Source organism: Pseudomonas sp. LBUM1660, from assembly GCF_059695935.1.
On sequence record NZ_CP166795.1, the window covers coordinates 4,836,812 to 4,861,146 of the forward strand.

Genomic DNA, 24,335 nt, shown 5'->3' on the forward strand with positions numbered 1-24,335 from the left:
AGCATTCAATCGCGTCCACCAGACGAGTCTGGCCCCCTTAGGAGTTTCCATGAGCGAGTTGCGTTTTACTGAAGATCACGAATGGCTGCGCACCGAAGCTGACGGCACCGTCACAGTCGGCATCACCGCCTTCGCACAGAACGCCTTGGGCGACGTGGTTTTCGTACAACTGCCTGAGCTGCAGTCCTACGACAAAGGCGCCGAAGCCGCCACCGTGGAATCGGTAAAAGCTGCCAGCGGCGTGTACATGCCACTGGACGGTGACGTGCTGGAAGTGAACCCGGCGCTGGACAGCAGCCCTGAACTGGTCAACGAAGACCCGATGGGCGAAGGCTGGTTCTTCCGCTTTCAGCCAACCGACGCTTCGGCTGTCGCCAAACTGCTGGATCAGGACGCTTACGACCGTCTGATCAAAGCCAACGCCGAAGCCTGAGGAACCGACATGTCCCAAGTAAATCTCAGCACTGCCAACGAATTCATCGCCCGCCACATCGGCCCGCGTTCCGGCGACGAGCAAGCCATGCTCAACAGCCTCGGTTTTGACTCCCTGGAAGCCCTGAGCGCCAGCGTCATCCCGGACAGCATCAAGGGCACCAGCGTGCTCGGCCTCGAAGATGGCCTGAGCGAAGCCGATGCCCTGGCCCTGATCAAATCCATCGCCGGCAAAAACCAGCTGTTCAAGACCTACATCGGCCAGGGTTACTACGGCACCCACACGCCGTCGCCGATCCTGCGCAACCTGCTGGAAAACCCGGCCTGGTACACCGCGTACACCCCATACCAGCCAGAAATTTCCCAGGGCCGTCTCGAAGCGCTGCTGAACTTCCAGACCCTGATCAGCGACCTCACCGGCCTGCCGATCGCCAACGCCTCGCTGCTGGATGAGGCCACCGCCGCCGCCGAAGCGATGACCTTCTGCAAGCGCCTGAGCAAGAACAAAGGCAGCCACGCCTTCTTCGCTTCCGTGCATTGCCACCCGCAAACCCTCGACGTGCTGCGCACCCGTGCCGAGCCGTTGGGCATCGACGTAGTGGTCGGCGACGAGCAAGCACTGACTGACGTGACGCCGTTCTTCGGCGCCCTGCTGCAATACCCGGCCAGCAACGGTGACGTCTTCGATTACCGCGAACTGACCGAACGCTTCCACGCCGCCAACGCCTTGGTCGCGGTCGCCGCCGACCTGCTGGCCCTGACCGTGCTGACCCCGCCAGGCGAGTTCGGCGCCGACGTGGCCATCGGCAGCGCGCAACGCTTCGGCGTGCCGCTGGGCTTCGGTGGCCCGCACGCGGCTTATTTCTCGACGAAAGATGCGTTCAAGCGTGACATGCCGGGCCGTCTGGTCGGTGTCTCCGTGGACCGCTTCGGCAAGCCGGCCCTGCGCCTGGCGATGCAGACCCGCGAGCAGCACATCCGCCGCGAAAAGGCCACGTCGAACATCTGCACCGCGCAGGTTTTGCTGGCCAACATCGCCAGCATGTACGCCGTGTATCACGGTCCGAAAGGACTGACCCAGATCGCCAACCGCATTCATCACCTGACCGCGATTCTGGCCAAAGGCTTGAGCGCATTGGGGCTGAACGTCGAGCAAGAAAGCTTCTTCGACACGCTGACCATTAAAACCGGCGCCAACACTGTCGCGTTGCACGACAAGGCGCGTGCCCAGCAGATCAACCTGCGCGTGGTCGATGCTGAACGTCTGGGCCTGTCCCTCGACGAAACCACCTCGCAGGCCGACGTGGAAACCCTGTGGACCCTGTTCGCCGACGGTAAGGCGCTGCCGGACTTCGCCACCCTCGCCGCTTCCGTGGTCAGCACCCTCCCGGCCGCGCTGGTGCGCCAATCGCCGATCCTCAGCCACCCGGTGTTCAACCGTTATCACTCGGAAACCGAGCTGATGCGCTACCTGCGCAAGCTCGCCGACAAGGACCTGGCCCTGGATCGCACCATGATCCCGCTGGGTTCGTGCACCATGAAACTCAACGCCGCCAGTGAAATGATCCCGGTGACCTGGGCTGAATTCGGTGCCCTGCACCCGTTCGCACCGGCCGAGCAAAGCGCCGGCTACCAGCAACTGACCGACGAACTGGAAGCGATGCTGTGCGCCGCGACTGGCTACGACGCGATCTCGCTGCAACCGAACGCCGGTTCCCAGGGTGAGTACGCCGGCCTGCTGGCGATTCGCGCCTATCACCAGAGCCGTGGCGAAGATCGTCGCGACATCTGCCTGATCCCGTCCTCCGCCCATGGCACCAACCCGGCCACCGCCAATATGGCTGGCATGCGTGTGGTCGTGACGGCGTGCGATGCCCGTGGCAACGTCGACATCGAAGACCTGCGCGCCAAGGCCATCGAGCACCGCGAGCATCTCGCGGCATTGATGATCACCTACCCGTCGACCCACGGCGTGTTCGAAGAAGGCATCCGCGAAATCTGCGGCATCATTCATGACCACGGCGGCCAGGTGTACATCGACGGCGCCAACATGAACGCCATGGTCGGCCTCTGCGCCCCGGGCAAGTTCGGCGGCGACGTGTCCCACCTGAACCTGCACAAAACCTTCTGCATCCCGCACGGCGGTGGCGGCCCGGGTGTCGGCCCGATCGGCGTCAAGTCGCACCTGACGCCGTTCCTGCCGGGTCACGGCACCATGGAGCGCAAGGAAGGCGCGGTCTGCGCGGCACCGTTCGGCAGCGCGAGCATTTTGCCGATCACCTGGATGTACATTCGGATGATGGGTGGCGCGGGTCTCAAGCGCGCTTCGCAGTTGGCGATCCTCAATGCCAACTACATTTCCCGTCGCCTCGAAGAGCATTACCCAGTGCTCTACACCGGCAGCAACGGCCTGGTGGCGCACGAATGCATCCTCGACCTGCGTCCACTGAAAGACAGCAGCGGCATCAGCGTCGATGACGTCGCCAAGCGCCTGATCGACTTCGGTTTCCACGCCCCGACCATGTCGTTCCCAGTGGCCGGCACGCTGATGATCGAGCCGACCGAAAGCGAATCCAAGGAAGAACTGGACCGCTTCTGCGACGCCATGATCCGCATCCGCGAAGAAATCCGCGCAGTGGAAAACGGCACGCTGGACAAAGAAGACAACCCGCTGAAAAACGCCCCGCACACCGCGGCGGAAATCGTGGGCGAGTGGACGCATCCGTACAGCCGTGAGCAAGCGGTGTACCCGGTCGCGTCGCTGATCGAAGGCAAGTACTGGCCACCGGTCGGTCGCGTCGACAACGTGTTTGGCGATCGCAACCTGGTTTGCGCTTGCCCGTCGATCGAAAGCTACGCTTAAAACAGTGTGGGGCGGTTAATCCCGTCCCACTCAAGAACACCACACATCCCCTTGTGGGAGCGGGCTTGCTCGCGAATGCGGTGGATCAGTCACCATCTATGCTGCCTGACACACCGCATTCGCGAGCAAGCCCGCTCCCACAGGGGTTCGTGCCCACCTCTAGATTCCGCCATTCCTATAACAAGAAACCGGAGAACAACCATGTCGTTAAGCGTGTTCGACCTGTTCAAGATTGGCATCGGCCCCTCCAGCTCCCATACCGTCGGCCCGATGCGTGCAGCCGCGCGCTTTGCCGAAGGCTTGCGCCGTGAAGGGCTGCTGACTGCAACCGCCTGCGTCAAAGTCGAGCTCTACGGCTCACTCGGCGCCACCGGTAAAGGCCACGGCAGCGACAAAGCCGTGTTGCTCGGCCTGGAAGGCGAACACCCGGACACCGTGAACACCGAAACCGTCGCCGCCCGTCTGCAAGACATTCGCGGCAATGGTCGCTTGAACCTGCTCGGCGAACACAGCATTGCGTTCAACGAGAAAGAACATTTGGCGATGATTCGCAAACCGTTGCCCTATCACCCCAACGGCATGATCTTTCGGGCGTTCGACGCGGCGGGCATACAAACCCGCAGCCGCGAGTACTACTCGGTCGGCGGCGGATTCGTCGTCGATGAAGACGCCGCCGGCGCCGACCGCATTGTCGAAGACGCCACGCCGCTGACCTTCCCTTTCAAAAGCGCCAAAGACCTGCTCGCTCACTGCGCCACTTACGGCTTGTCCATCAGCCAGGTCATGCTGACCAACGAAAGTGCCTGGCGCCCGGAAGCGGAAACCCGCGCCGGACTGCTGAACATTTGGCAAGTGATGCAGGACTGCGTTGCCGCCGGTTGCCGCAATGAAGGGATTCTGCCCGGTGGTTTGAAGGTCAAACGTCGGGCCGCTGCACTGCATCGGCAACTGTGCAAGAACCCCGAATCGGCGTTGCGCGATCCGCTGTCGGTGCTGGACTGGGTCAACCTGTACGCGCTGGCGGTCAACGAAGAAAACGCCAACGGCGGACGCGTCGTCACCGCGCCCACTAACGGTGCAGCGGGCATCGTCCCGGCGGTGCTGCATTACTACATGCGGTTTATTCCCGGCGCCAACGAAGACGGCGTCGTGCGTTTTCTGCTGACCGCCGCCGCCATCGGCATTCTCTATAAAGAAAACGCCTCGATCTCCGGCGCCGAAGTCGGTTGTCAGGGTGAAGTCGGCGTCGCCTGCTCCATGGCAGCCGGCGCGCTGTGCGAAGTACTTGGCGGCACGGTGCAGCAAGTGGAAAACGCTGCCGAAATCGGTATGGAACACAACTTGGGCCTGACCTGCGACCCGATTGGCGGACTGGTGCAAGTGCCTTGCATCGAGCGCAACGCCATGGGTTCGGTGAAAGCCATCAATGCGGTGCGCATGGCCCTGCGCGGCGACGGTCAGCACTTCGTCTCCCTCGACAAGGTCATCCGCACCATGCGCCAGACCGGCGCCGACATGAAAAGCAAATACAAGGAAACCGCCCGTGGCGGTTTGGCGGTCAACATTATCGAGTGCTGATGCTCACGCGCATCCGCACACTTTTTCAGGAGCTGAATATGTCCACCGAACAATTGCTGAAAACCCCGCTGCACGCACTGCACATCGAACTCGGCGCGCGCATGGTGCCGTTTGCCGGTTACGACATGCCGGTGCAATACCCGTTGGGCGTGATGAAAGAACACCAGCACACCCGTGATCAGGCCGGGCTGTTCGATGTCTCGCACATGGGCCAGATCCGCCTGACCGGTGCCAATGCCGCCAAGGCCCTGGAAACCCTGGTGCCGGTGGACATCATCGACCTGCCGGTGGGCATGCAGCGCTACGCCATGTTCACCAACGAAACCGGCGGCATTCTTGATGACTTGATGGTCGCCAACCTGGGTAACGACGAACTGTTCCTGGTGGTCAACGCCGCCTGCAAGGACCAAGACCTGGCGCATCTGCGCCAGCACATCGGCGACCAGTGCACGATTGAGCCGCTGTTCGAAGAACGCTCGCTGCTGGCCCTGCAAGGTCCGGCTGCGGTCACCGTGCTCGCGCGCCTGGCGCCTGAAGTGGCGAAGATGACGTTCATGCAGTTCACCCGTGTGAAACTGCTGGGCGTCGAGTGTTTTGTCAGCCGTTCGGGCTACACCGGTGAAGACGGGTTCGAAATCTCCGTACCGGCCGCCAACGCTGAAGCCCTGGCGCGCGCGCTGCTGGCCGAACCTGAAGTGGCGGCCATCGGCCTTGGCGCTCGCGATTCGCTGCGCCTGGAAGCCGGCCTGTGCCTCTACGGCCACGACATGAACACCGAGACCACCCCGATTGAAGCCAGTCTGCTGTGGGCCATGTCCAAGCCACGTCGCGCTGATGGCGCACGGGCCGGCGGCTTCCCGGGTGCCGAGACCGTGTTCGCTCAACAACAAGCCGGCGTCAGCCGCAAGCGTGTAGGCCTGCTGCCTCAGGAACGCACGCCGGTGCGTGAAGGCGCAGAAATCGTCAACGAAGCGGGCGACATCATCGGAGCCGTGTGCAGCGGTGGTTTCGGCCCCACCCTGGGTGGTCCATTGGCCATGGGTTACCTCGACAGCGCTTACATCGCCATCGATACACCTGTATGGGCGATTGTGCGTGGGAAAAAGGTGCCTTTGCTTGTAAGCAAAATGCCATTTGTTGCACAACGCTACTATCGTGGCTGATTGACTGTTTCTATAAGTAACGCGGTTGCGCTAACAGTGCACTAATGTGTAACGCAACCGCCATAAAACAGTGCATGTCTTTGGTTCTAGCTTCGTTTATGAACGTTGCTTATAACGTTCGAAAACAATTGAACAGCCCTATCGAATAAGCCAGCACTAGTGGACACACTAACGCCATCAACCTGAGCAAAACCGGGCCTCTCGCGGGGGCTTGTTTTTTCTCCCGTAGTTGGCGTAGAGTTTGTTCACTGTGTTTGCATGGGTCGCTTGGAATCGTGACCTGGGCAGTAGCCTACAAGTTAGCTACATCCCGTTCGACGTCTTCTTACTCTCCTGCAACCAGCCCCAGTACTCTTTCATGAGAAGGAGGCTGTCATTAATTTTTGCGTCAAAGGAAATAAGAAATGTCCCAACGTCAGAGCGGTACCGTCAAGTGGTTTAACGACGAGAAAGGTTTTGGTTTTATCACTCCAGAAAGCGGTCCGGATCTGTTCGTGCATTTCCGCGCTATTCAGGGCAACGGCTTCAAGAGCCTGAAAGAAGGCCAGAAAGTGACTTTCGTTGCTGTGCAAGGCCAGAAAGGCATGCAGGCTGACGAAGTACAAGCAGAAGCCTAATCTTCTGTAACGAAAAAGCCCCTGATGCTGACATCAGGGGCTTTTTTGTGCGCGTAAATCCGTAAAATGGCTTCTTTTTTCCGTCCAGAGGCTGCCATGTCGAAACACCTGCTCAAACCCCAGGGCGACTTTCCCGCCGCCACCCTGGGTCGTCGCCTGGCAGCGATGTTCTATGACTTCCTGCTGTGCACCGCCCTGCTGATCGTCACCAGCGGCGTTTACAAGATGATCCAGATGGCGATCATCGGTGAAGACAAGATGCGCACCCTGACCGAAGCCGGCGCGCTGGACGGTGATCCGTTGCTATCGACGGTGTTGCTGTTTGTGTTGTTTGGTTTTTTTGCCAAGTTCTGGACCTGGTCCGGCCAGACGCTGGGCATGCAGGTGTGGTGCATTCGCGTGCAGAACGCTGACGGCTCGTCCATCAGCCTGTGGCAGGCGCTGCTGCGGTTTGTGGTGTCGATCGCGTCGCTGTTGTGCGTTGGCCTTGGATTCTTCTGGTCGCTGTTCGATAAACAGAAACGCAGCTGGCATGACATGTATTCGAACACCCAGCTAGTACGCATCCCGAAGAAGACCAAGTAATTTCGGCAGACAAAAATCACTGTGGGAGCGGGCTTGCTTGCGAATGCGGTGCATCAGTCAACATTAATAGTGACTGATCCACCGCATTCGCGAGCAAGCCCGCTCCCACATTTTTTACAACTCAGGCGTTACCGGCCAGCTTCATCCGCGCAGCCTGGGTGAAATCCAGCATCCGCTTCAACGGCCGAATCGCCTGCGGAATCAACGCCGGATCCACAAAGATCTCGTTCGTCCCTTCCTTCAAGCACTTCAGCGTGCGCTCAAGGGTGTTCATAGCCATCCACGGGCAGTGCGCGCAACTGCGGCACGCTGCGCCGTTACCGGCCGTTGGCGCCTCGATGAAGACCTTGTCCGGGCACAGCTGCTGCATCTTGTAGAAGATGCCGCGATCGGTGGCGACGATCAGGGTCTTGTTCGGCAGGCTCTGTGCCGCCGCAATCAACTGACTGGTGGAACCGACGGCATCCGCCAGCTCGATCACCGAAGTCGGCGACTCCGGGTGCACCAGAATCGCAGCGTCCGGGTACAGCGCCTTCATGTCTTCAAGCTGCTTGGACTTGAACTCTTCGTGAACGATGCAGGCACCGTCCCACAGCAGCATGTCCGCACCAGTCTGGCGTTGAATGTAGGTGCCCAGGTGTTTGTCCGGGCCCCAGATGATGGTTTCGCCGTTATCCATCAGGCTTTCGACGATCTCCAGCGCGCAGCTGGACGTTACCACCCAATCCGCCCGGGCTTTGACCGCCGCCGAGGTGTTGGCATACACCACCACCGTGCGCTCCGGATGCTGATCGCAGAACGCCGAGAACTCATCCACCGGGCAACCCAGGTCCAGCGAGCAGGTCGCTTCCAGGGTCGGCATCAGAATGCGTTTTTCAGGATTGAGGATTTTGGCGGTTTCGCCCATGAACTTCACGCCGGCGACCAGCACAGTCTTGGCCGGGTGAGCACTGCCGAAGCGCGCCATCTCCAGTGAGTCGGAGACGCAACCACCGGTTTCTTCGGCCAGGGCCTGAATCACCGGATCGCAATAGAAATGAGCAACCAGTACCGCGTCCTGAGCCTTGAGCTCGGCAGCGATGGCGGTGCGGTAATAAGCTTCCTCCTCGACAGTCAGCGGTTTGGGCTGCTTGGCGTCGAGGTGGGCTTGAACCAGAAGGCGTTCGGAAATTTGCGTCATGTTCGCAAGACCTGCAGGCGCTTTCGCGCGAAAGTCGAGTATACACCCGGCTCCGGACCCTTCAGGGTACCGCCGGGAGAGTGAGTATCATCAGGCACGGACAGCGATGAAGCTGAGCAAGGCTACAGAATATTCCGTGGATGCAGAAGATGATTCTGACCTGCGTCACGCAGTGCAGCTTTGCGTTGAGCCGAGCTCAAATTGTGGGCAAAAAAAAATCCGGAAATCCTCACTTGCGTGGGCCTTCCAGACTTTTAAAACTGCTACAAAAATGGTGGGTCGTGTGGGATTCGAACCTACGACCAATTGGTTAAAAGCCAACTGCTCTACCAACTGAGCTAACGACCCGCTGTGTGGTGGCGCGTATAATACTGATTTTTAAGGACTATTCAACACCTAATTTGAAATAAATCAAAAATAAGGTGTTGGGTCGCTCACGCCGGCCGCTGCAAAACCTTCTGCACGCAGTCGGCAGCTGTCGCATTTGCCGCACGCACGGCCGTTATCGTCCGCCTGATAGCAGGAAACGGTCAGCCCGTAATCGACCCCCAGCTTCACGCCTGCCTGGACGATCTGCGCCTTGCTGAGGTTCTGCAGCGGCGCCTGGATGCGGAAGCCATTGCCCTCTACACCGGCCTTCGTCGCCAGATTGGCCGTGCGCTCGAAAGACTCGATGAACTCGGGACGGCAGTCCGGGTAACCGGAGTAATCCACCGCGTTCACGCCGATAAAGATGTCACGCGCGCCGAGCACTTCAGCCCAACCCAGCGCCAGGGATAGAAACACCGTGTTGCGCGCCGGCACGTAAGTCACCGGAATACCTTCGCCCGCCACTTCCGGAACGTCGATGCTGCTGTCGGTCAGTGCCGAACCGCCGATTCCGTTCAGATTGAGGCCGATCACCTTGTGTTCCACCACGCCCAGATCCCGGGCGACACGTTCTGCGGCGTGCAGTTCGGCGTGAGAGCGCTGACCGTAGTCAAAGCTCATGGTGTAGCAGCTGTAACCTTCAGCACGGGCCATGGCCACGACCGTCGCGGAGTCGAGGCCACCAGACAGCAGGATGACCGCACGTTTTTCAGAAGTGTTCAGTTGTTCAGTCATCTCAGCGCCCCGGCTCGTCATTCCAAAGATATTTATGCAGCTGCAATTGCAGACGCACAGGCAGATTGTCCGCCACCACCCAGTCAGCCAGATCCCGCGCATTCAGGTCATGATGGCTTGGCGAAAACAGCACTTCGCCTGCACGCTTGTCCAGACCGTACTGAATCAGCTTGGAGACGGCCCAGTCGTAGTCGTCCCGCGAGCAGATAACAAACTTCACCTGGTCGTTGGGCGTGAGCAGTTCGATGTTTTCATAGCGGTTGCGGTGTGCTTCTTTCGAACCCGGGGTTTTCAAGTCGACGACGCGACTGACCCGTGGATCGACCGCCGAGATGTCGAGCGCGCCGCTGGTTTCCAGCGACACTTCGTAACCGGCGTCACACAACTGCTTGAGTAATGGGATGGCGTTGGGCTGTGCCAGCGGCTCGCCACCGGTGACACAGACGTAACGCGGACGGAAACCGGCCACTTGCTCGAGGATATCGTCGAGCGGGCGAATGGTGCCGCCTGTGAACGCGTAGGCGCTGTCGCAGTATTGGCAACGCAAAGGGCAACCGGTCAGGCGCACAAAAACAGTGGGCAGCCCGGCCGTCCGCGTTTCACCCTGCAACGAGTAGAAAACTTCGGTGATTCTCAATGTGTCTTGCATAGTCGCCACGGGCATAACAGCTAAACAGGCTGTCCGCCTCCGTCAGGCACTTCAAGGAACCCCGCCAACGCGCAGATCCCAAAAAGCGTGTTTCATAAAAAGGGCGTGAATTCTAACGAAAAAACCCGCGACAGGCGCGGGTTTCTTCAATACGGGTCAAACAGCCTTACATACGCTGCAAGTCGCGTTGGGCCAACTGAGCGGCGGAAGTGCCCGGGTATTGCGACACGACCTGTTGCAGAATGCCTTTGACCTTGTCGGTGTGACCGAGGCGGCGTTCTACATCAGCCAGCTTGTACAGCGAATCAGGCACTTTTGGATGCTTGGGGTACAGCTGCGAAACCTTGGCAAATGCCTGACCTGCACCTTGCAGATCGCCTTTGGCCAGATTCACTTCACCCAACCAGTACTGGGCATTGCCCGCGTACTGGCTGTTTGGGTATTTGCGCAGGAATGCGGCAAAAGCCTGGCTGGCCTTGTCGAAATCCTTGGCTTTGATCAGGTCGAAGGCTGCATCGTAATACAGTTTTTCCTTCGCCGGGTCAGCCGGCTCGCTACCCGCAGCAGGCGCTTGAGCGGCGGCCGCTCCTGAACCTGCGCCAGCGGCTGCACCGGGGGCATTCAAACTGCCACCGGTTGAAGAATTATCAGGAGTCGCGGCTGGTGCAACGCCGGTTCCTATGCGCCGATCAAGATCCTGATATCGCTCCAGGCTCTCTTGCTTCATGCGCGCTACATCATTCTGCAGAACTTCGATCACACCCTGTTGGCGTGAGATCTGCTCCTGCATGGATTGCAATTGGTTGAACAGCTCGCCCTGTGCCGAGACAGGGGCCGAAACCCCTCCCCCGGCATAGGCGCCGTTCGTACCGTAACCCGCAGGCGGACTACTAGTCCCGCTATTGTTATAGCCGGAGTCGTTATCGACCACAGGAACCGCAGCCCACACCGCAAGCGGTGCGAGGCTGAGAGCCAAAACAGTTACAGCACGACGGCACGTTCGCATGACGAATTACTTACGCAGTTCGACGCGACGGTTTTGAGCCCAGGACTGCTCGTCGTTGCCGGTAGCAACTGGACGCTCTTCGCCGTAGGAAACCAGTTCCAGCTGAGCTGGGGAAACACCTTGCAGTACCAGGTAGCGCTGAACGGCTTTCGCACGACGCTCGCCCAGTGCCATGTTGTACTCACGAGTACCACGTTCGTCGGTGTTGCCTTCCAGAACAACGCGAGCGCCGTTTGCTTTCAGGTCTTTGGCGTGAACGTCCAGAGCGCGCATGGCTTCTGGCTTCAAGTCCGAGCTGTCGTATTCGAAGTAGAAGGTGGTGATTGCGCGCAGAGCAGCTTCTTCGCTCAGGGAACCGTCAACGGCACCAGTGTTTGCGCCGTAACCAGCGTTTGGATCAACAGCGCCTTCACCGGCGTTGTCGCCGCCTTTGGACGAGCAACCTACAGCTACAGCCATGGCCAGAGCCAGCGCAGCAAATTTACCAAACTTCAGCATTTCCATCGTGAAACTCCTAATGAACCCCAGTGTGTTAAGTAAAACGTGTAGCGCCGCGTCAGTTCAGGTAAGGGGACCAGGAAGGTTCTCTGACTTCGCCTTGTGCGGTAGGAAGCGGGAGCCTTACGCGTCCATTAATGGACACGAGCATCAAGACTCCCCGGCCCTGCTGGCGGGTGGCGTAGATTACCATGGTGCCGTTGGGCGCAACAGTAGGTGACTCGTCCAGAGTGCTATCAGTGAGGATCTTTACACTACCGCGCTGCAAATCCTGGGCCGCCACCTTGAAATTAGTGAAGCCATCCTGGCGGTGAATCATCACCAGGGTCTTTTCATCAGCCGAAAGTTTAGGGTTGGCGTTGTAGTTACCAATAAAGGTCACACGTTCCGCACCGCCACCACCGACGCTGGTTTTATAGATTTGTGGCTTGCCGCCACGGTCGGAGGTGAAGTAGATGGTCGAACCATCCTTACCCCAGAACGGTTCGGTGTTGATGCCGGGACCGTTGGTGACGCGAGTGATCTGACGCGAACCCAGGTTCATCACATAGATGTCCGGGTTACCGTCTTTCGACAATACGAACGCCAGACGCTGACCATCCGGCGACCAGGCTGGCGCGCCATTCAGGCCTTCGAAGTTGGTGATCTGCTCACGGCGACCGGTGTCGATGTTCTGCATGAAAATACGCGGACGCTTCTGCTCGAACGAGACGTAAGCGATGCGCTTGCCATCCGGTGCGAAACGCGGCGACAGGATCGGCTCGCGCGATTGCAGCAGGGTCACGGCGCGGGCACCGTCATAGTCCGAACGTTGCAGCGTGTAGCGCGTGTTCTTCTCGGAGAAACGTTCAGCCGTCACGTACAGCAGGCGTGTCGAGAACGCACCTTTGATACCGGTGAGTTTTTCGAACGACTGGTCGGCGATGTAGTGCGCCATGTCACGCAGTTGATCGACGCTGCCCGACACGCTGCCGGTCAGCACTTGCTGTTCGGTGGCGACGTTGAACAGAGCGTATTGAACCTGCAGGCGACCGCCCGCTGGAACAATGCTGCCGACCATAATGTACTGAGCGCTGATCGCCTTCCAGTCACGGAAAATGATTTCGCTGGCCTGGCTCGGCTGGCTGATCATGTTCTGCTTTGGAATCGGCGCGTAGTAACCCGAGTTGCGCAGGTCGTTACCGATGATTTCGGCCATGTCATCCGGCAGCACGGTGCCGCCCTGGAAACCGAATGGCACTACGGCAATTGGAGTTGCCTGGGAGCTACCACTGCTGACCAGGATATTTTTTTCATCTGCGGTGGCCAGTCCTGCAAAGCAGAACATGACGACAAGCAGTCCTCGAAGAAGGTTTCTCACAAGGCTAGATCCTCAGGTGTGAATGTCATCTTGAATGAACGATAGGGTGCGAAATCAGCTGGCTTCAGACCCTGCATTTCGGTCAATCGACCAATATTTTTTACCGCCGCTACCGCTGAACTGTCGAACGGTACATCACCGCTGGACTTGGCAACCGATACGCCGGAGATTGTTCCGTCAGGCAGCATGTTGATTTGCAGGATCACCTTCATACCCTTACGGGCCGACGGTGGCTGCGCCCAACCTTCAGAAGCACGGGAGCGAATCAAGTCGTCGAAGTTACCCGCGACTTCATCACCCTGTTCATCCGCCAAGGCCTGCTGACGCTCCGTCGTGTCGGAAAGCAAATCGGCCAGGGCCTGAGCTTTTTTCTCATCGACGGATTTACGTGCCGCTTCCTGCGATTTTTTCTTCGCAGCATCGGCAGCAGCTTTCTTCTTCGCGTCTTCGGCGACTTTCTTCTTCGCCTCTTCAGCTTCAGATTTCTTCTTGGCGTCTTCCGCGGCTTTCTTCTTCGCGTCTTCGACAATCTTTTTCTTGGCTTCTTCAGCGGCCGCTTTCTTGGCCTCTTCTTCAGCAGCCTTTTTGGCTTCTTCTTCAGATTTCTTCTTGGCTATATCAGCCAATTGTTTCTCTTCAACCTTTTTGGCTTCGGCGGTCTTCTTCGCTTCATCGGCTTTCTTGGCTTCATCAGCCTTTTTTGCCTCGTCCGCTTTCTTCGTCTCGTCGGCCTTCTTGGATTCTTCGGCTTTTTGAGCCGCATCTTCCTTCTTTTGTTCCGCGGCCTTGATCGCTTCCTGTTCGATCTTTTTCTGTTCCATCTGTTCGACTTCGGTCTGACGCGCGGCGGATTTCTTCGCCTCACCCGCAATCTTCTGATTGGTCTGGGTGGTCGCCTGACTCTTCGATTTCAGCTGGTACAAGGTCGCCTGGACAATCGGCTTGGCCGGCGGCAGCTCCGGTGTGAAGGCGAAACTGACGAACAGCATGCCGAACACCAGCACGTGCAAGACAATCGCCAGAACACTAGGCCAGAAGTAGCTTTCCGAGGCGGACGGCTCTCGCATTTGCTGCATCAGGGTACCTCGGTAATCAAGCCAACATTACCGACCCCGGCTTTCTGCAATCCGCCCATGGCGCCCATCACGGAGCCGTAATCGACGGTCTTGTCGCCGCGGATGAACACCTGGGTGCGCTTGCCGCCTTCGGTACCGGCGCGAATGATCTTGGTCACCGCGTCAGTCATCTGCGGCAAGGTCATGGCCTTGTCCTGTTGCTTTTCAGTGTCGACTTCGCTGCCAAGGTTCCAGTAGTAGGTCTTGTCAGCCTTGATCGAAATGGTCAGGACCTGGGTGTTGTTGTCCTGCGGCAAGGCTTCGCTGGAAACCTTGGGCAGATCAACTTTCACGCCCTGATTGAGCATCGGAGCGGTCACCATGAAGATAACCAGCAGCACCAGCATCACGTCGATGTAAGGCACCACGTTCATCTCGGCAACCGGCTTGCGCTTTTTGCGAGCTCGAGCGATTAAAGCCATTGGAAATTACCTGCTTATTCTTCGCTGGTGTGCACTTTGCGGTGCAGGATCGCCTGGAATTCATCGGCGAAGGTGTAGTAACGGCCCAGCAGGGTTTCACTGCGAGCAGCAAAACGGTTGTAAGCGATAACGGCCGGGATGGCTGCGAACAGGCCAATCGCGGTAGCAATCAGTGCTTCGGCGATACCCGGAGCCACAGTGGCCAGGGTCGCTTGCTGGGCAGTGGCCAGGCCACGGAAGGAGTTCATGATCCCCCAGACGGTACCGAACAGACCGATGTATGGGCTGACGGAACCGACGGTGGCGAGGAACGGCAGGCTCTGTTCGAGCTTTTCTTCTTCGCGGGAAATGGCGACACGCATGGCACGGGCCACACCTTCCATGACCGCTTCCGGGTCAACGCCTGGCTGCTGGCGCAGACGGGAGAATTCCTTGAAACCGGCACGGAAGATCTGTTCTACGCCCGAATCCGGGTCAGGGTTGCTGCCGGCCTGACGGTAGAGTTTGGACAAGTCGATACCGGACCAGAAGCGCTCTTCAAAGCTCTCCAGGGCACGTCGACCGGCACGCAGCAGGTTGCTGCGCTGAAAGATCATGATCCATGAGGTCACCGATGCGGCTACCAGGATCAGCATTACCAGTTGCACCACGATACTGGCATTGCTGACCAGGCTCCACATGGAGGAATGGTCGACGACGTTAGCTTCCACGCTTTATCTCCTGCTTTGAGTGTGTACCCGCGCCGCTCACGTCGGCAAAGGCCGCACGTAGAGCTTCGGGAATGGCCCGGGGTTTTAAACTTTCAGTGCGCACACAGGCCACCAGAAACTGCCCTTCGCAGAGCAGCGCATTATCCGTGGCTCGCCTGACCTGCTGTTTGAAGCGCAGGCTGACACGGTTCAATTCGATTACTTCAGCGCTTACCAGAAGCTCGTCGTCCAGTCGCGCCGGCGCGTGGTAACGCGCTTCGCTGGAATGCACGACAAACAACAGATCCTCTTCTGCCAGCTGGGACTGGGCAAAACCCAGATCCCGGAGCCGCTCGGTTCGAGCCCGTTCCATAAACTTGAGGTAATTGACGTAATACACGATGCCGCCCGCATCGGTGTCCTCGTAATAAACGCGACAACGAAGTGCGAAAGGCTCAAGCCCGTTTTGCGCGCGCATACTCTAGTGCTTACTCCTCAGGTTGCCAATCCGGCCAGGCAACTGTTTTTCATTGATTCACGGTTTTCTGGCAAAAGCACGGTCGTAGGACCGCGCAAATCCCGAATAAATCAGCCCGCAAAGGTGATTAATCGTCTACCGCATCGAGGAACTCGTCTACCACGGGCATCTCGCCCATTCGTGACGGAATGTTTAAACCGAAGTGCAGATACGCGTGCCGGGTGACCACCCGCCCCCGCGGCGTGCGCATGATGTAGCCCTGCTGGATCAAATACGGCTCCAGCACGTCTTCAATGGTGTGGCGCTCTTCGCTGATCGCAGCGGCCAGACTGTCCACGCCCACCGGCCCACCGTCGAACTTCTCGATCATGGTCAACAGCAGACGCCGGTCCTGGTGATCGAAGCCACGTTCGTCGACATCCAGCAGGTTCAAGGCGAGGTCGGCGATCGGCTTGGTGATGTGGCCCTTGGCACGGACTTCGGCGAAATCCCGAACCCGGCGCAACAAGCGGTTGGCGATCCGCGGGGTGCCACGGGCCCGACGGGCGATCTCAAAGGCGCCTTCCGGGTCCAGCGGCAAGCCGAGGATGTTTGCCGAACGGCTGACAATCGTCGCCAGGTCGGCGGTGTTGTAGAACTCCAGGCGCTGGACGATCCCGAACCGGTCGCGCAACGGATTGGTCAGCATGCCGGCACGGGTCGTCGCACCCACCAGGGTGAACGGCGGCAGATCCAGTTTGATCGAGCGCGCGGCCGGCCCTTCACCAATCATGATGTCGAGCTGGAAGTCTTCCATGGCCGGGTACAGCACTTCTTCGACGATCGGCGACAGCCGATGGATTTCGTCGATGAACAGGACGTCGTGAGGCTCAAGGTTGGTCAACAGCGCCGCCAGATCACCCGGGCGCTCAAGCACCGGACCCGAAGTGCTCTTGATCGACACGCCCATTTCCTGGGCGATGATGTTGGCCAGGGTGGTTTTACCCAGACCCGGCGGGCCGAAAATCAGCGTGTGGTCCAGGGACTCGTTACGCCCGCGAGCGGCCTGGATGAACAACTCCATTTGCTCGCGAACGGTCGGCTGACCAATGTACTCGGCCAGGCTGACAGGGCGAATCGCCCGGTCCTGGACTTCCTCGCGGTCGCGAGGGCCGGGCGTGGCGGCAATCAGACGATCAGCTTCAATCACTTAGATCATTCCCTTCAGGGCACGACGAATCATGTCTTCACTGCTCAAACCTTTCTCCTTGATCGCAGAAATCGCCTTGCTGGCTTCCTGCGGCTTGTAGCCCAGGGAAATCAGCGCGCTGACCGCGTCATTTTCGGCGGTGGCGACCGGGGCCGGCGCATCTGGCCCACCCGACTGGTTTGGCACCAGGGCAAACATCGCTGGTACGGTTTCCCAGGCCTTGAAGCGGTCCTTGAGCTCAACCAGCAAACGCTCGGCGGTCTTCTTGCCCACGCCCGGCACCTTGGTCAGTGCCGAGGTGTCCTGTGATTGCACGCAACGGACCAGCTCATCCACTTCCAGGCTAGACATCAACGCCAAGGCCAATTTTGGCCCTACACCATTGAGACGGATCAACTCGCGAAAAAAGTCTCGCTCACGCTTGCCGAAGAAGCCATAGAGTAACTGCGCGTCTTCACGAACAACCAGATGGGTGTGCAAGGTCAGCGGTTCACCGACCGACGGCAAGCGATACAGCGTGGTCATGGGCACTTCCAGCTCATACCCCAGACCGTTTACATCCAGAATCAGGTGCGGCGGCTGTTTCTCAGCCAGTGTGCCGCGCAAGCGTCCAATCACGTTTCAGATCCTTGAGCGTTGGCCAGATCAATGACTGGCGACTGACAGAACAAGGGTTTTGCGCCGACAACACAGGCGCAAAACCCTCATTCCCTAAAAATGACTGCTGATGCTATCAGAGACGCAGGCGCCCGCCACGACTGCGTGCCGTTCCCAGGCCATGAGGTAACAGACTGGAACGGGTGTGCGCGTGACAAATGGCAATGGCCAAGGCATCCGAGGCGTCGATTTGCGGCTTGCTGGTCAATTTCAGCATGTGCATGACCATCATCTGCACCTGCTCTTTATTGGCCGCGCCGGTGCCGGTCACCGCTTGCTTGACCTGGGTCGCGGTGTACTCGGCGATTTCCAGGCTTTCTTCGGCACCCGCCACGATCGCAGCGCCCCGGGCCTGACCGAGCTTCAGGGCCGAGTCGGCATTGCGCGCCATAAAGACTTTTTCAATGCCCATGGTCACCGGGCCGTAGGTCTGGATGACTTCTCGCACACCGCGATAGACGATTTGCAGACGCTCGTGCAACTCGCCGGCCCCGGTGCGAATGCAGCCCGACGCCACGTACACGCAGCCACGCCCGGTATCACGTACCACGCCATAACCGGTGATGCGCGAACCGGGGTCGATACCAAGAATTAAAGTCATAACGCCTGCAGCTCAAAAATGATGCCTGCCGGCAATTGCTTGCTCGGCATAAAGGCAGAAGCCGGACATGCCTGGCGGTAAAACATCACCGCCTGCACTTCCGGCTTCAAGAGTATTGCAGATCAATCAAACCAGCTGTGCGGCTACCGACTCCGGAATGTCCGCGTTGGAGTAAACGTTCTGCACGTCATCCAGGTCTTCAAGCATGTCGATCAGCTTGAGCACCTTCTCGGCGCCCTCCAGATCCAGTTCGGCGCTGGTGGTCGGCAGCATCACGATTTCCGCGTCATCGCCTTTGAAACCCGCCGTTTCCAGCGCGTTCCGCACGGAGTAGAAGCCGGCGAACGAGGTGAACACGTCAATCGAACCGTCTTCATGGGTGACCACGTCATCGGCGTCGGCTTCCATGGCCGCTTCCATCAGCGCGTCTTCATCGACACCTGGCGCGAAGGAAATCTGCCCCTTGCGCTCAAACAGATAGGCCACCGAACCGTCAGTCCCCAGGTTGCCGCCGCACTTGCTGAACGCATGGCGAACAGCGGCTGCGGTGCGGTTACGGTTGTCGGTCATGCACTCGACCATCACCGCCACGCCACCCGGGCCATAACCTTCGTAGGTCAGTTCGACCATGTCGTCGGTGTCGGCAGCACCGGCACCACGGGCGACTGCGCGATCAATGATGTCGCGACTCATGTTCGCGCCAAGGGCCTTGTCCAGCGCCAGACGCAGGCGCGGGTTGGAACCGGGATCGCCACCGCCCTGACGGGCCGCAACGGTCAGCTCACGAATCCACTTGGTGAAAATCTTGCCTTTCTTGGCATCTTGACGTTCTTTGCGGTGCTTGATGTTCGCCCACTTGGAATGACCCGCCATATCTCGCTCCGAATTTCTCTTTGAAACATCGCCCGCCGCGCACGCTGTGTCGGCCAGCAACAAAAAATCTCGACCTAAAGAAAAGGCGCATCCCGGAAGGATGCGCCTTTGCGGTCAGCCTTACTCAGCCTTTGGCGTTTCGCGCAGACGAATGTGCAGTTCGCGCAATGCCTTGGCATCTACAGCACCCGGTGCCTGAGTCATGACGTCAGCCGCGCTCTGGGTTTTCGGGAAGGCAATCACTTCACGGATCGACTGGGCGCCGGTCATCAGCATGACCAGACGGTCCAGGCCGAAGGCCAGGCCACCGTGTGGCGGCGCGCCGTATTTCAGGGCGTCGAGCAGGAAGCCAAACTTCTCTTCCTGTTCCGCTTCATTGATACCCAACAGGCGGAACACCGTCTGCTGCATTTCCTTGCGGTGGATACGGATCGAACCGCCACCCAGCTCGGTGCCGTTCAGAACCATGTCGTAGGCACGGGACAGAGCGGTCGCCGGGTTGGCTTCCAGTTCTTCCGGGGTGCACTTCGGCGCGGTGAACGGGTGGTGCAAGGCGGTGAAGCTGCCGTCGTCGTTCTCTTCGAACATCGGGAAGTCGACAACCCACATCGGCGCCCACTTGCAGGTCAGCAGGTCCAGGTCGTTGCCGACCTTGATCCGCAGCGCGCCCAGGGCTTCGCTGACGATCTTGGCTTTGTCGGCGCCGAAGAACACGATGTCGCCATCGACCGCGCCAACACGATCGAGGATCACGTTGAGGTTGGCTTCCGGGATGTTCTTGACGATTGGCGACTGCAGGCCTTCAACACCTTTGGCGCGCTCGTTGACCTTGATGTACGCCAGGCCCTTGGCACCGTAGATGCCGACGAACTTGGTGTAGTCGTCGATCTGCTTGCGCGGCATGCTCGCCGCGCCAGGTACGCGCAAGGCGGCGACACGGCACTTCGGATCGTTGGCAGGACCGCTGAAGACTTTGAAGTCGACTTCTTTCAATTGGTCGGCAACGTCCACCAGTTCCAGCGGGTTACGCAGGTCAGGCTTGTCGGAACCGTAACGACGCATGGCTTCTTCGAAGGTCATGTGCGGGAAGTCGCCGAACTCCAGGTCCAGCACTTCCTTGAACAGGTTGCGGATCATTTGTTCGGTGATGCCCATGATCTCTTTTTCATCGAGGAAGCTGGTCTCGATGTCGATCTGGGTGAATTCCGGCTGACGGTCGGCGCGCAGGTCTTCGTCGCGGAAGCACTTGGCGATCTGGTAGTAACGGTCGAAGCCGGCGACCATCAACAGTTGCTTGAACAACTGTGGCGATTGCGGCAAGGCGAAGAAGGAACCGGCGTGGGTACGGCTCGGCACCAGGTAATCGCGAGCGCCTTCTGGTGTGGCACGGGTCAGGATCGGCGTCTCGACGTCGAGGAAGCCGTTCTCGTCGAGGAAACGACGGATGCTGGTGGTCATGCGCGAACGCAGACGCAGCTTCTCGGCCATTTCCGGGCGACGCAGATCAAGGAAGCGATAACGCAGGCGGGTTTCTTCACCGACGTCGGAGAACTCGTTCAGCGGGAACGGCGGGGTTTCCGACTCGTTCAGCACTTCCAGCTCGTAGCCCAGGACTTCGATCATGCCCGACGCCATGTTGGCGTTGGTGGCACCGGCCGGACGCAGACGAACCTTGCCGGTGATCTTCACGACGTATTCGCTGCGCACGCGGTCGGCGGCGGCGAAGCTCTCGGCGCGGTCCGGGTCGAACACCACCTGGGCCAGACCGTCACGATCACGGATATCGAGGAAAATCACCCCACCGTGGTCACGGCGACGGTGCACCCATCCGCAAAGGGTAATTTCCTGGCCTTCCAGGGCTTCGTTCAGTTGGCCGCAATAATGGCTGCGCATCATGGTAGTGGTTTCACTTCTCGTAATCGAAATTCGGTTGGAGGCCTTGCAGGTGTTGCAAGAGCTCGCGCGTGTCGTTCAACTCAGGTTCCAGACCTTAGTCAGCTTTGTCGCCGCCGGCCAGATTCTTCTTGGAACCGGTCTTGAAATCGGTTTCGTACCAGCCGGTGCCGCTAAGGCGGAAGCCCGGCATGGACAGCATCTTCTTAAGCTCTGGCGCCTGGCAGGCAGGGCAGTCGACCAGCGGTGCTGCGCTGATCTTTTGAATGGCTTCCAACTGATGACCACAGGAAGCACATTGATAGTCGTACATCGGCATGGGGTTGTCTCGGCGATCAGATTGCTACCGCACACACTGGGTTTTGCGGCAAAGAGCGGGATTATATCCATTAAATGCGGCCTGTGCAGCCGTAAGACTGCACAGACCGACACTCTGCCCGATCACCAGCGTGGCTAGGGCATTGCGACGCAGCCCCCTTCTTTCAGGCTGTGCACGACGCAGACAACCCGCACCAGCCCGGTAAAGTTCTTGACCCCGCCATGACGCAGGTGCACTTCGCGATCCACATGGGACAGCAGCGCACTGACCGTACAACAATTGACCTTGGCCATATCGCCCAGAATATCCCAGTACACCTGCTCAAGCCGCAAGCAGGTGGCAAAGCCGTTCAACCGCACCGACCGGGATAAGGGCCGGGCCAGCCCCATATCAAACTCGCTGACAAATGGATCAATCCTTATCTCCTTGACCGGACCGCCCCTTCCCTCGCTTCGCCTGTCTTCGTCATCCATATCGTTGACACTCCTTTGTCATCCTTGCCTTCTGTAAGAGCACTCTGCGTGGCCTTATAAAAGCGCAGGCGCAAAGGTATATCCAGATGACTTTATGACCATCGACGTAGGATAAGCCAACAGCTGAAGGGCGATCATGGAGACCGTCCTAGGCCGGCCATTTTCCTACGCAACCAGACGATTTTTAACGAGTGTAAAAGCGACTTTAAGAAGTCAAAGACCGCGAACAACGCCCGGCGGGCATCATTCGCGCACTGACGATATTACTGATCCAGTAGAGACCGCAGCATCCATGCGGTTTTTTCGTGGACTTGCATGCGTTGGGTCAGCAGGTCTGCCGTCGGCTCGTCGCTGACTTTTTCCAGCAGCGGAAAGATCCCACGCGCGGTACGGGTGACCGCCTCTTGCCCATCGACAAGCTGTTTGATCATGTCCTCGGCGCTGGGCACGCCGGCTTCTTCCTTAATAGAAGACAGCCGCGCATAAATCGAATAGGCGCCGGGCGCAGGAAAACCGAGGGCGCGAATGCGCTCGGCAATCGAATCGACGGCCAGGGCCAGCTCGTTGTATTGCTCCTCGAACATCAGGTGCAGGGTCCGAAACATGGGACCGGTGACATTCCAATGGAAGTTATGGGTTTTCAAATACAGCACATACGTGTCCGACAGCAGACGCGAAAGCCCGTCAACGATGGACTTGCGGTCCTCTTCACTGATACCGATATCGATTGCCATGTTTATCCCCTAAAGGTGATGAGTTCATCCAACAGGTGCAGGACCACTCTAGCAAGCCTGCCACCCCCTCGCAGCATGGGATTGCACAATGACCTGCGACAAATAGCCCCGCGAAGCACCGCTGGACTGCCTGATTTGAGTAGCTGCAGGCTTTGCTGTTAAATAGGCCGTGTGTCGCGACCGCCTATTTTTCGGGGGCTGCGCATAGGCTGGTACCGGGTACGTGTCCAACGCCTCTTATTGTTCTGAAGCGAACCGTGCTCCATCAGCTCTTCCTTGTGATCCGTCTTAACGTGAGTTAATCAAAATGTTGAAAATCGTCCACCTGCTAATGGGCGCAGCAGCTTTGCTGCTGTCCTTCATCCCTAGCCTGCGATCCGAAGCAGTCCCTTACCTGCAACAACCCGATGCGCTGTACCTGGCCTTTTTCGGCCTGCTCAACCTCACCCTTGCTCCCGTTATCCCTTACTGGAACAAAGGCCCACGTCATCAACTGCAAAACCTGGTCAGCGCCCTGCTGGTCCTGGCCGTCGTCCTGCAAACCCTGACGCTGCTCGCGCCGATGCCTGTCATCGCCGGTCAACCTGCCGTTCTGTTCAGCCTGGTGGCTGCGCTGATCGCCGTTCTCATGCACCTGGCTATCAGCTTCTACAAATCCTCGCCGGCCGCCGCCTCGCCAAGCTACGACATGAGTAACCGCGATACCGGCACCGTCAAGTGGTTCAATACCTCCAAAGGCTTCGGCTTTATTTCCCGTGATTCCGGCGATGATATTTTCGTGCATTTCCGGGCCATTCGTGGCGAAGGTCACCGTGTTCTGGTTGAAGGCCAGCGTGTTGAGTTCTCTGTCATGAATCGTGACAAAGGGCTGCAAGCCGAAGATGTCATCGCCGCATTGCCGCGTCGCTGATTCAAGGCTAAAAAAAACCGCGAACAGCCCGGCTGTTCGCGGTTTTTTATTGCCTGCCTATTAGTACAGGGGCGGTTAGTAATGAGGCGGTGGCGCTTCTTCTTCGAAGGTTTCGAACTGCCCAGCCATTTCTTCCTGGCGCTTGAGCAATGCAGCCATCTGCAATTGCAGGCGTTCAACGGCGCGCTGCTGCGTCGCCAGCACATCGCTCAATGCCTGGATGGTGTCATCCTGAAACGCCAGTTGGCTCTCCAGATCGGTAACGCGATCTTCCAGGCTCATGATTCAACCCTCCAGAAACGTGAAATCTTCGGTTAACACCAGACGCAGGTGCTCGCGAATCGACGCGATCTGCGCTGTGCTGTAAGGAACGGCCGGGTGTTTGCCCCAGACCGGGGCTGGCCAGGCGGCGTCCTCACGTTTGCGCACAATGACATGCATGTGCAACTGACTGACGACATTACCCAGCGCCGCGACATTCAGCTTATCGGCGTCGAACGAATCCTTGAGCAGTTCCGCCAGCGCAGTTGTTTCCTGCCACAGCTGCTGTTGATCTGCGACACCCAACTGAAATATCTCACTGATATCTTCACGACGTGGCACCAGGATGAACCAGGGGTAGCTCGAATCATTGGATAACAGCAACCGGCAAAGCGGGAAATCGCCAATCGGAAGCGTGTCTTGTTGAAGTCGTGGATCTAAAGCGAACACCGCGCGCACTCCCGCCAGGTCATCATTTTTCAGCTTAGCGCCCATCCAGACAGGCCGCGCACCAAGCGACAGGACGCCAGCATACCCGTGATCAGCGCTTGCATCACGCTGAACGAACGCCCCGAGATGGGCCGTTTTCGATCGAGATGCACCAAGACAGAACCGAAGATCGCACCCAGAAAGACGAAATGACTGATATCCAATGAATAGTTCCAGTCGTCGTCATGAGCGCACTG

Annotated in this window: 27 protein-coding genes and 1 tRNA gene; 7 read left to right on the top strand and 21 right to left on the bottom strand. The window is 58.6% G+C overall.

Going from position 1 to position 24,335, the window contains the following annotated elements; genetic code table 11:
- The first annotated feature begins 49 nt into the window (after positions 1 to 49).
- The 6 genes from gcvH (at position 50) to ACA068_RS22515 (ending at position 7,238) form a co-directional block, all read left to right on the top strand.
- Positions 50 to 433, top strand: coding sequence for a glycine cleavage system protein GcvH (gene gcvH / locus ACA068_RS22490; protein WP_497304879.1), 384 nt, complete (start codon positions 50 to 52; stop codon positions 431 to 433).
- 9 nt (positions 434 to 442) lie between these two features.
- On the top strand, positions 443 to 3,295 hold the full coding sequence (gene gcvP / locus ACA068_RS22495) for an aminomethyl-transferring glycine dehydrogenase (protein WP_497304881.1): 2,853 nt from the start codon (positions 443 to 445) through the stop codon (positions 3,293 to 3,295).
- 201 nt (positions 3,296 to 3,496) lie between these two features.
- The gene (locus tag ACA068_RS22500; RefSeq protein ID WP_497304883.1) at positions 3,497 to 4,873 is read left to right on the top strand and encodes an L-serine ammonia-lyase; all 1,377 of its coding nucleotides are present in this window, start codon (positions 3,497 to 3,499) and stop codon (positions 4,871 to 4,873) included.
- Positions 4,874 to 4,911: 38 nt separating this feature from the next.
- On the top strand, positions 4,912 to 6,036 hold the full coding sequence (gcvT, locus tag ACA068_RS22505; RefSeq protein WP_497304885.1) for a glycine cleavage system aminomethyltransferase GcvT: 1,125 nt from the start codon (positions 4,912 to 4,914) through the stop codon (positions 6,034 to 6,036).
- Between the two features lie 404 nt (positions 6,037 to 6,440).
- A complete protein-coding gene (locus tag ACA068_RS22510) occupies positions 6,441 to 6,653 on the top strand; it encodes a cold-shock protein (RefSeq protein WP_003175786.1) in 213 nt (70 codons plus the stop codon).
- Positions 6,654 to 6,749: 96 nt separating this feature from the next.
- Positions 6,750 to 7,238: an RDD family protein gene (locus tag ACA068_RS22515; protein WP_497304887.1), complete on the top strand. Its 489-nt coding sequence runs from the start codon at positions 6,750 to 6,752 to the stop codon at positions 7,236 to 7,238.
- A gap of 121 nt (positions 7,239 to 7,359) precedes the next feature.
- On the opposite strand, the gene nadA is transcribed toward ACA068_RS22515, so the two are convergent.
- The 19 genes from nadA to ACA068_RS22610 all read right to left on the bottom strand — a co-directional run bounded on the left by nadA (position 7,360) and on the right by ACA068_RS22610 (position 22,478).
- Positions 7,360 to 8,418, bottom strand: a complete 1,059-nt coding sequence (gene nadA / locus ACA068_RS22520; protein ID WP_497304889.1) for a quinolinate synthase NadA — start codon at positions 8,416 to 8,418, stop codon at positions 7,360 to 7,362.
- A 272-nt stretch (positions 8,419 to 8,690) separates the two neighbouring features.
- Positions 8,691 to 8,766, bottom strand: a tRNA-Lys gene (locus ACA068_RS22525).
- Between the two features lie 63 nt (positions 8,767 to 8,829).
- Entirely contained in the window at positions 8,830 to 9,522 is a 693-nt protein-coding gene (queC, locus tag ACA068_RS22530; protein ID WP_497304891.1) for a 7-cyano-7-deazaguanine synthase QueC, read from the bottom strand.
- 1 nt (position 9,523) lies between these two features.
- A complete protein-coding gene (gene queE / locus ACA068_RS22535; RefSeq protein WP_219095497.1) occupies positions 9,524 to 10,171 on the bottom strand; it encodes a 7-carboxy-7-deazaguanine synthase QueE in 648 nt (215 codons plus the stop codon).
- A gap of 166 nt (positions 10,172 to 10,337) precedes the next feature.
- Positions 10,338 to 11,177, bottom strand: a complete 840-nt coding sequence (gene ybgF / locus ACA068_RS22540; protein ID WP_497304893.1) for a tol-pal system protein YbgF — start codon at positions 11,175 to 11,177, stop codon at positions 10,338 to 10,340.
- Between the two features lie 6 nt (positions 11,178 to 11,183).
- Positions 11,184 to 11,681 (bottom strand): peptidoglycan-associated lipoprotein Pal, encoded by a 498-nt coding sequence (pal, locus tag ACA068_RS22545; RefSeq protein WP_003178634.1) that lies wholly within the window; start codon positions 11,679 to 11,681, stop codon positions 11,184 to 11,186.
- Between the two features lie 52 nt (positions 11,682 to 11,733).
- On the bottom strand, positions 11,734 to 13,002 hold the full coding sequence (gene tolB / locus ACA068_RS22550) for a Tol-Pal system beta propeller repeat protein TolB (RefSeq protein ID WP_497304895.1): 1,269 nt from the start codon (positions 13,000 to 13,002) through the stop codon (positions 11,734 to 11,736).
- A gap of 29 nt (positions 13,003 to 13,031) precedes the next feature.
- The gene (gene tolA, locus ACA068_RS22555) at positions 13,032 to 14,111 is read right to left on the bottom strand and encodes a cell envelope integrity protein TolA (protein WP_131059802.1); all 1,080 of its coding nucleotides are present in this window, start codon (positions 14,109 to 14,111) and stop codon (positions 13,032 to 13,034) included.
- Positions 14,111 to 14,563 (bottom strand): protein TolR, encoded by a 453-nt coding sequence (tolR, locus tag ACA068_RS22560; protein WP_497310648.1) that lies wholly within the window; start codon positions 14,561 to 14,563, stop codon positions 14,111 to 14,113. The genes tolA and tolR overlap by 1 nt, the downstream gene beginning before the upstream one ends.
- A 23-nt stretch (positions 14,564 to 14,586) precedes the next feature.
- The gene (tolQ, locus tag ACA068_RS22565; protein WP_008147369.1) at positions 14,587 to 15,282 is read right to left on the bottom strand and encodes a protein TolQ; all 696 of its coding nucleotides are present in this window, start codon (positions 15,280 to 15,282) and stop codon (positions 14,587 to 14,589) included.
- Positions 15,272 to 15,739 (bottom strand): tol-pal system-associated acyl-CoA thioesterase, encoded by a 468-nt coding sequence (ybgC, locus tag ACA068_RS22570; protein ID WP_497304897.1) that lies wholly within the window; start codon positions 15,737 to 15,739, stop codon positions 15,272 to 15,274. Before ybgC ends, tolQ begins: the two co-directional genes overlap by 11 nt.
- A gap of 127 nt (positions 15,740 to 15,866) precedes the next feature.
- The gene (gene ruvB, locus ACA068_RS22575) at positions 15,867 to 16,928 is read right to left on the bottom strand and encodes a Holliday junction branch migration DNA helicase RuvB (RefSeq protein ID WP_219095501.1); all 1,062 of its coding nucleotides are present in this window, start codon (positions 16,926 to 16,928) and stop codon (positions 15,867 to 15,869) included.
- Complete coding sequence (ruvA, locus tag ACA068_RS22580; protein WP_497304899.1) at positions 16,929 to 17,546, bottom strand: Holliday junction branch migration protein RuvA; 618 nt, start codon at positions 17,544 to 17,546, stop codon at positions 16,929 to 16,931.
- A gap of 115 nt (positions 17,547 to 17,661) precedes the next feature.
- The gene (ruvC, locus tag ACA068_RS22585) at positions 17,662 to 18,186 is read right to left on the bottom strand and encodes a crossover junction endodeoxyribonuclease RuvC (protein ID WP_497304901.1); all 525 of its coding nucleotides are present in this window, start codon (positions 18,184 to 18,186) and stop codon (positions 17,662 to 17,664) included.
- 126 nt (positions 18,187 to 18,312) lie between these two features.
- Complete coding sequence (locus tag ACA068_RS22590) at positions 18,313 to 19,059, bottom strand: YebC/PmpR family DNA-binding transcriptional regulator (protein WP_497304903.1); 747 nt, start codon at positions 19,057 to 19,059, stop codon at positions 18,313 to 18,315.
- 120 nt (positions 19,060 to 19,179) lie between these two features.
- Positions 19,180 to 20,955, bottom strand: coding sequence for an aspartate--tRNA ligase (gene aspS / locus ACA068_RS22595; protein ID WP_497304905.1), 1,776 nt, complete (start codon positions 20,953 to 20,955; stop codon positions 19,180 to 19,182).
- Positions 20,956 to 21,049: 94 nt separating this feature from the next.
- A complete protein-coding gene (locus tag ACA068_RS22600) occupies positions 21,050 to 21,271 on the bottom strand; it encodes an FmdB family zinc ribbon protein (protein ID WP_010457489.1) in 222 nt (73 codons plus the stop codon).
- Positions 21,272 to 21,405: 134 nt separating this feature from the next.
- Positions 21,406 to 21,744 carry a ribbon-helix-helix domain-containing protein gene (locus ACA068_RS22605; protein WP_497304907.1) on the bottom strand — a complete coding sequence of 113 codons (339 nt, stop codon included), beginning with the start codon at positions 21,742 to 21,744 and terminating at the stop codon, positions 21,406 to 21,408.
- 263 nt (positions 21,745 to 22,007) lie between these two features.
- Complete coding sequence (locus tag ACA068_RS22610; protein ID WP_094470990.1) at positions 22,008 to 22,478, bottom strand: Dps family protein; 471 nt, start codon at positions 22,476 to 22,478, stop codon at positions 22,008 to 22,010.
- Positions 22,479 to 22,785: 307 nt separating this feature from the next.
- Between ACA068_RS22610 and ACA068_RS22615 the strand changes: the two genes are divergently transcribed.
- A complete protein-coding gene (locus ACA068_RS22615) occupies positions 22,786 to 23,388 on the top strand; it encodes a cold-shock protein (RefSeq protein ID WP_497304909.1) in 603 nt (200 codons plus the stop codon).
- 75 nt (positions 23,389 to 23,463) lie between these two features.
- Here the strand turns inward: ACA068_RS22615 and ACA068_RS22620 are convergent, their stop codons facing one another.
- Both ACA068_RS22620 and ACA068_RS22625 read right to left on the bottom strand, forming a co-directional pair.
- Positions 23,464 to 23,670: a SlyX family protein gene (locus tag ACA068_RS22620; protein WP_056741397.1), complete on the bottom strand. Its 207-nt coding sequence runs from the start codon at positions 23,668 to 23,670 to the stop codon at positions 23,464 to 23,466.
- Positions 23,671 to 23,673: 3 nt separating this feature from the next.
- A complete protein-coding gene (locus ACA068_RS22625; RefSeq protein ID WP_497310649.1) occupies positions 23,674 to 24,099 on the bottom strand; it encodes an HIT domain-containing protein in 426 nt (141 codons plus the stop codon).
- Between the last annotated feature and the right edge of the window lie 236 nt (positions 24,100 to 24,335).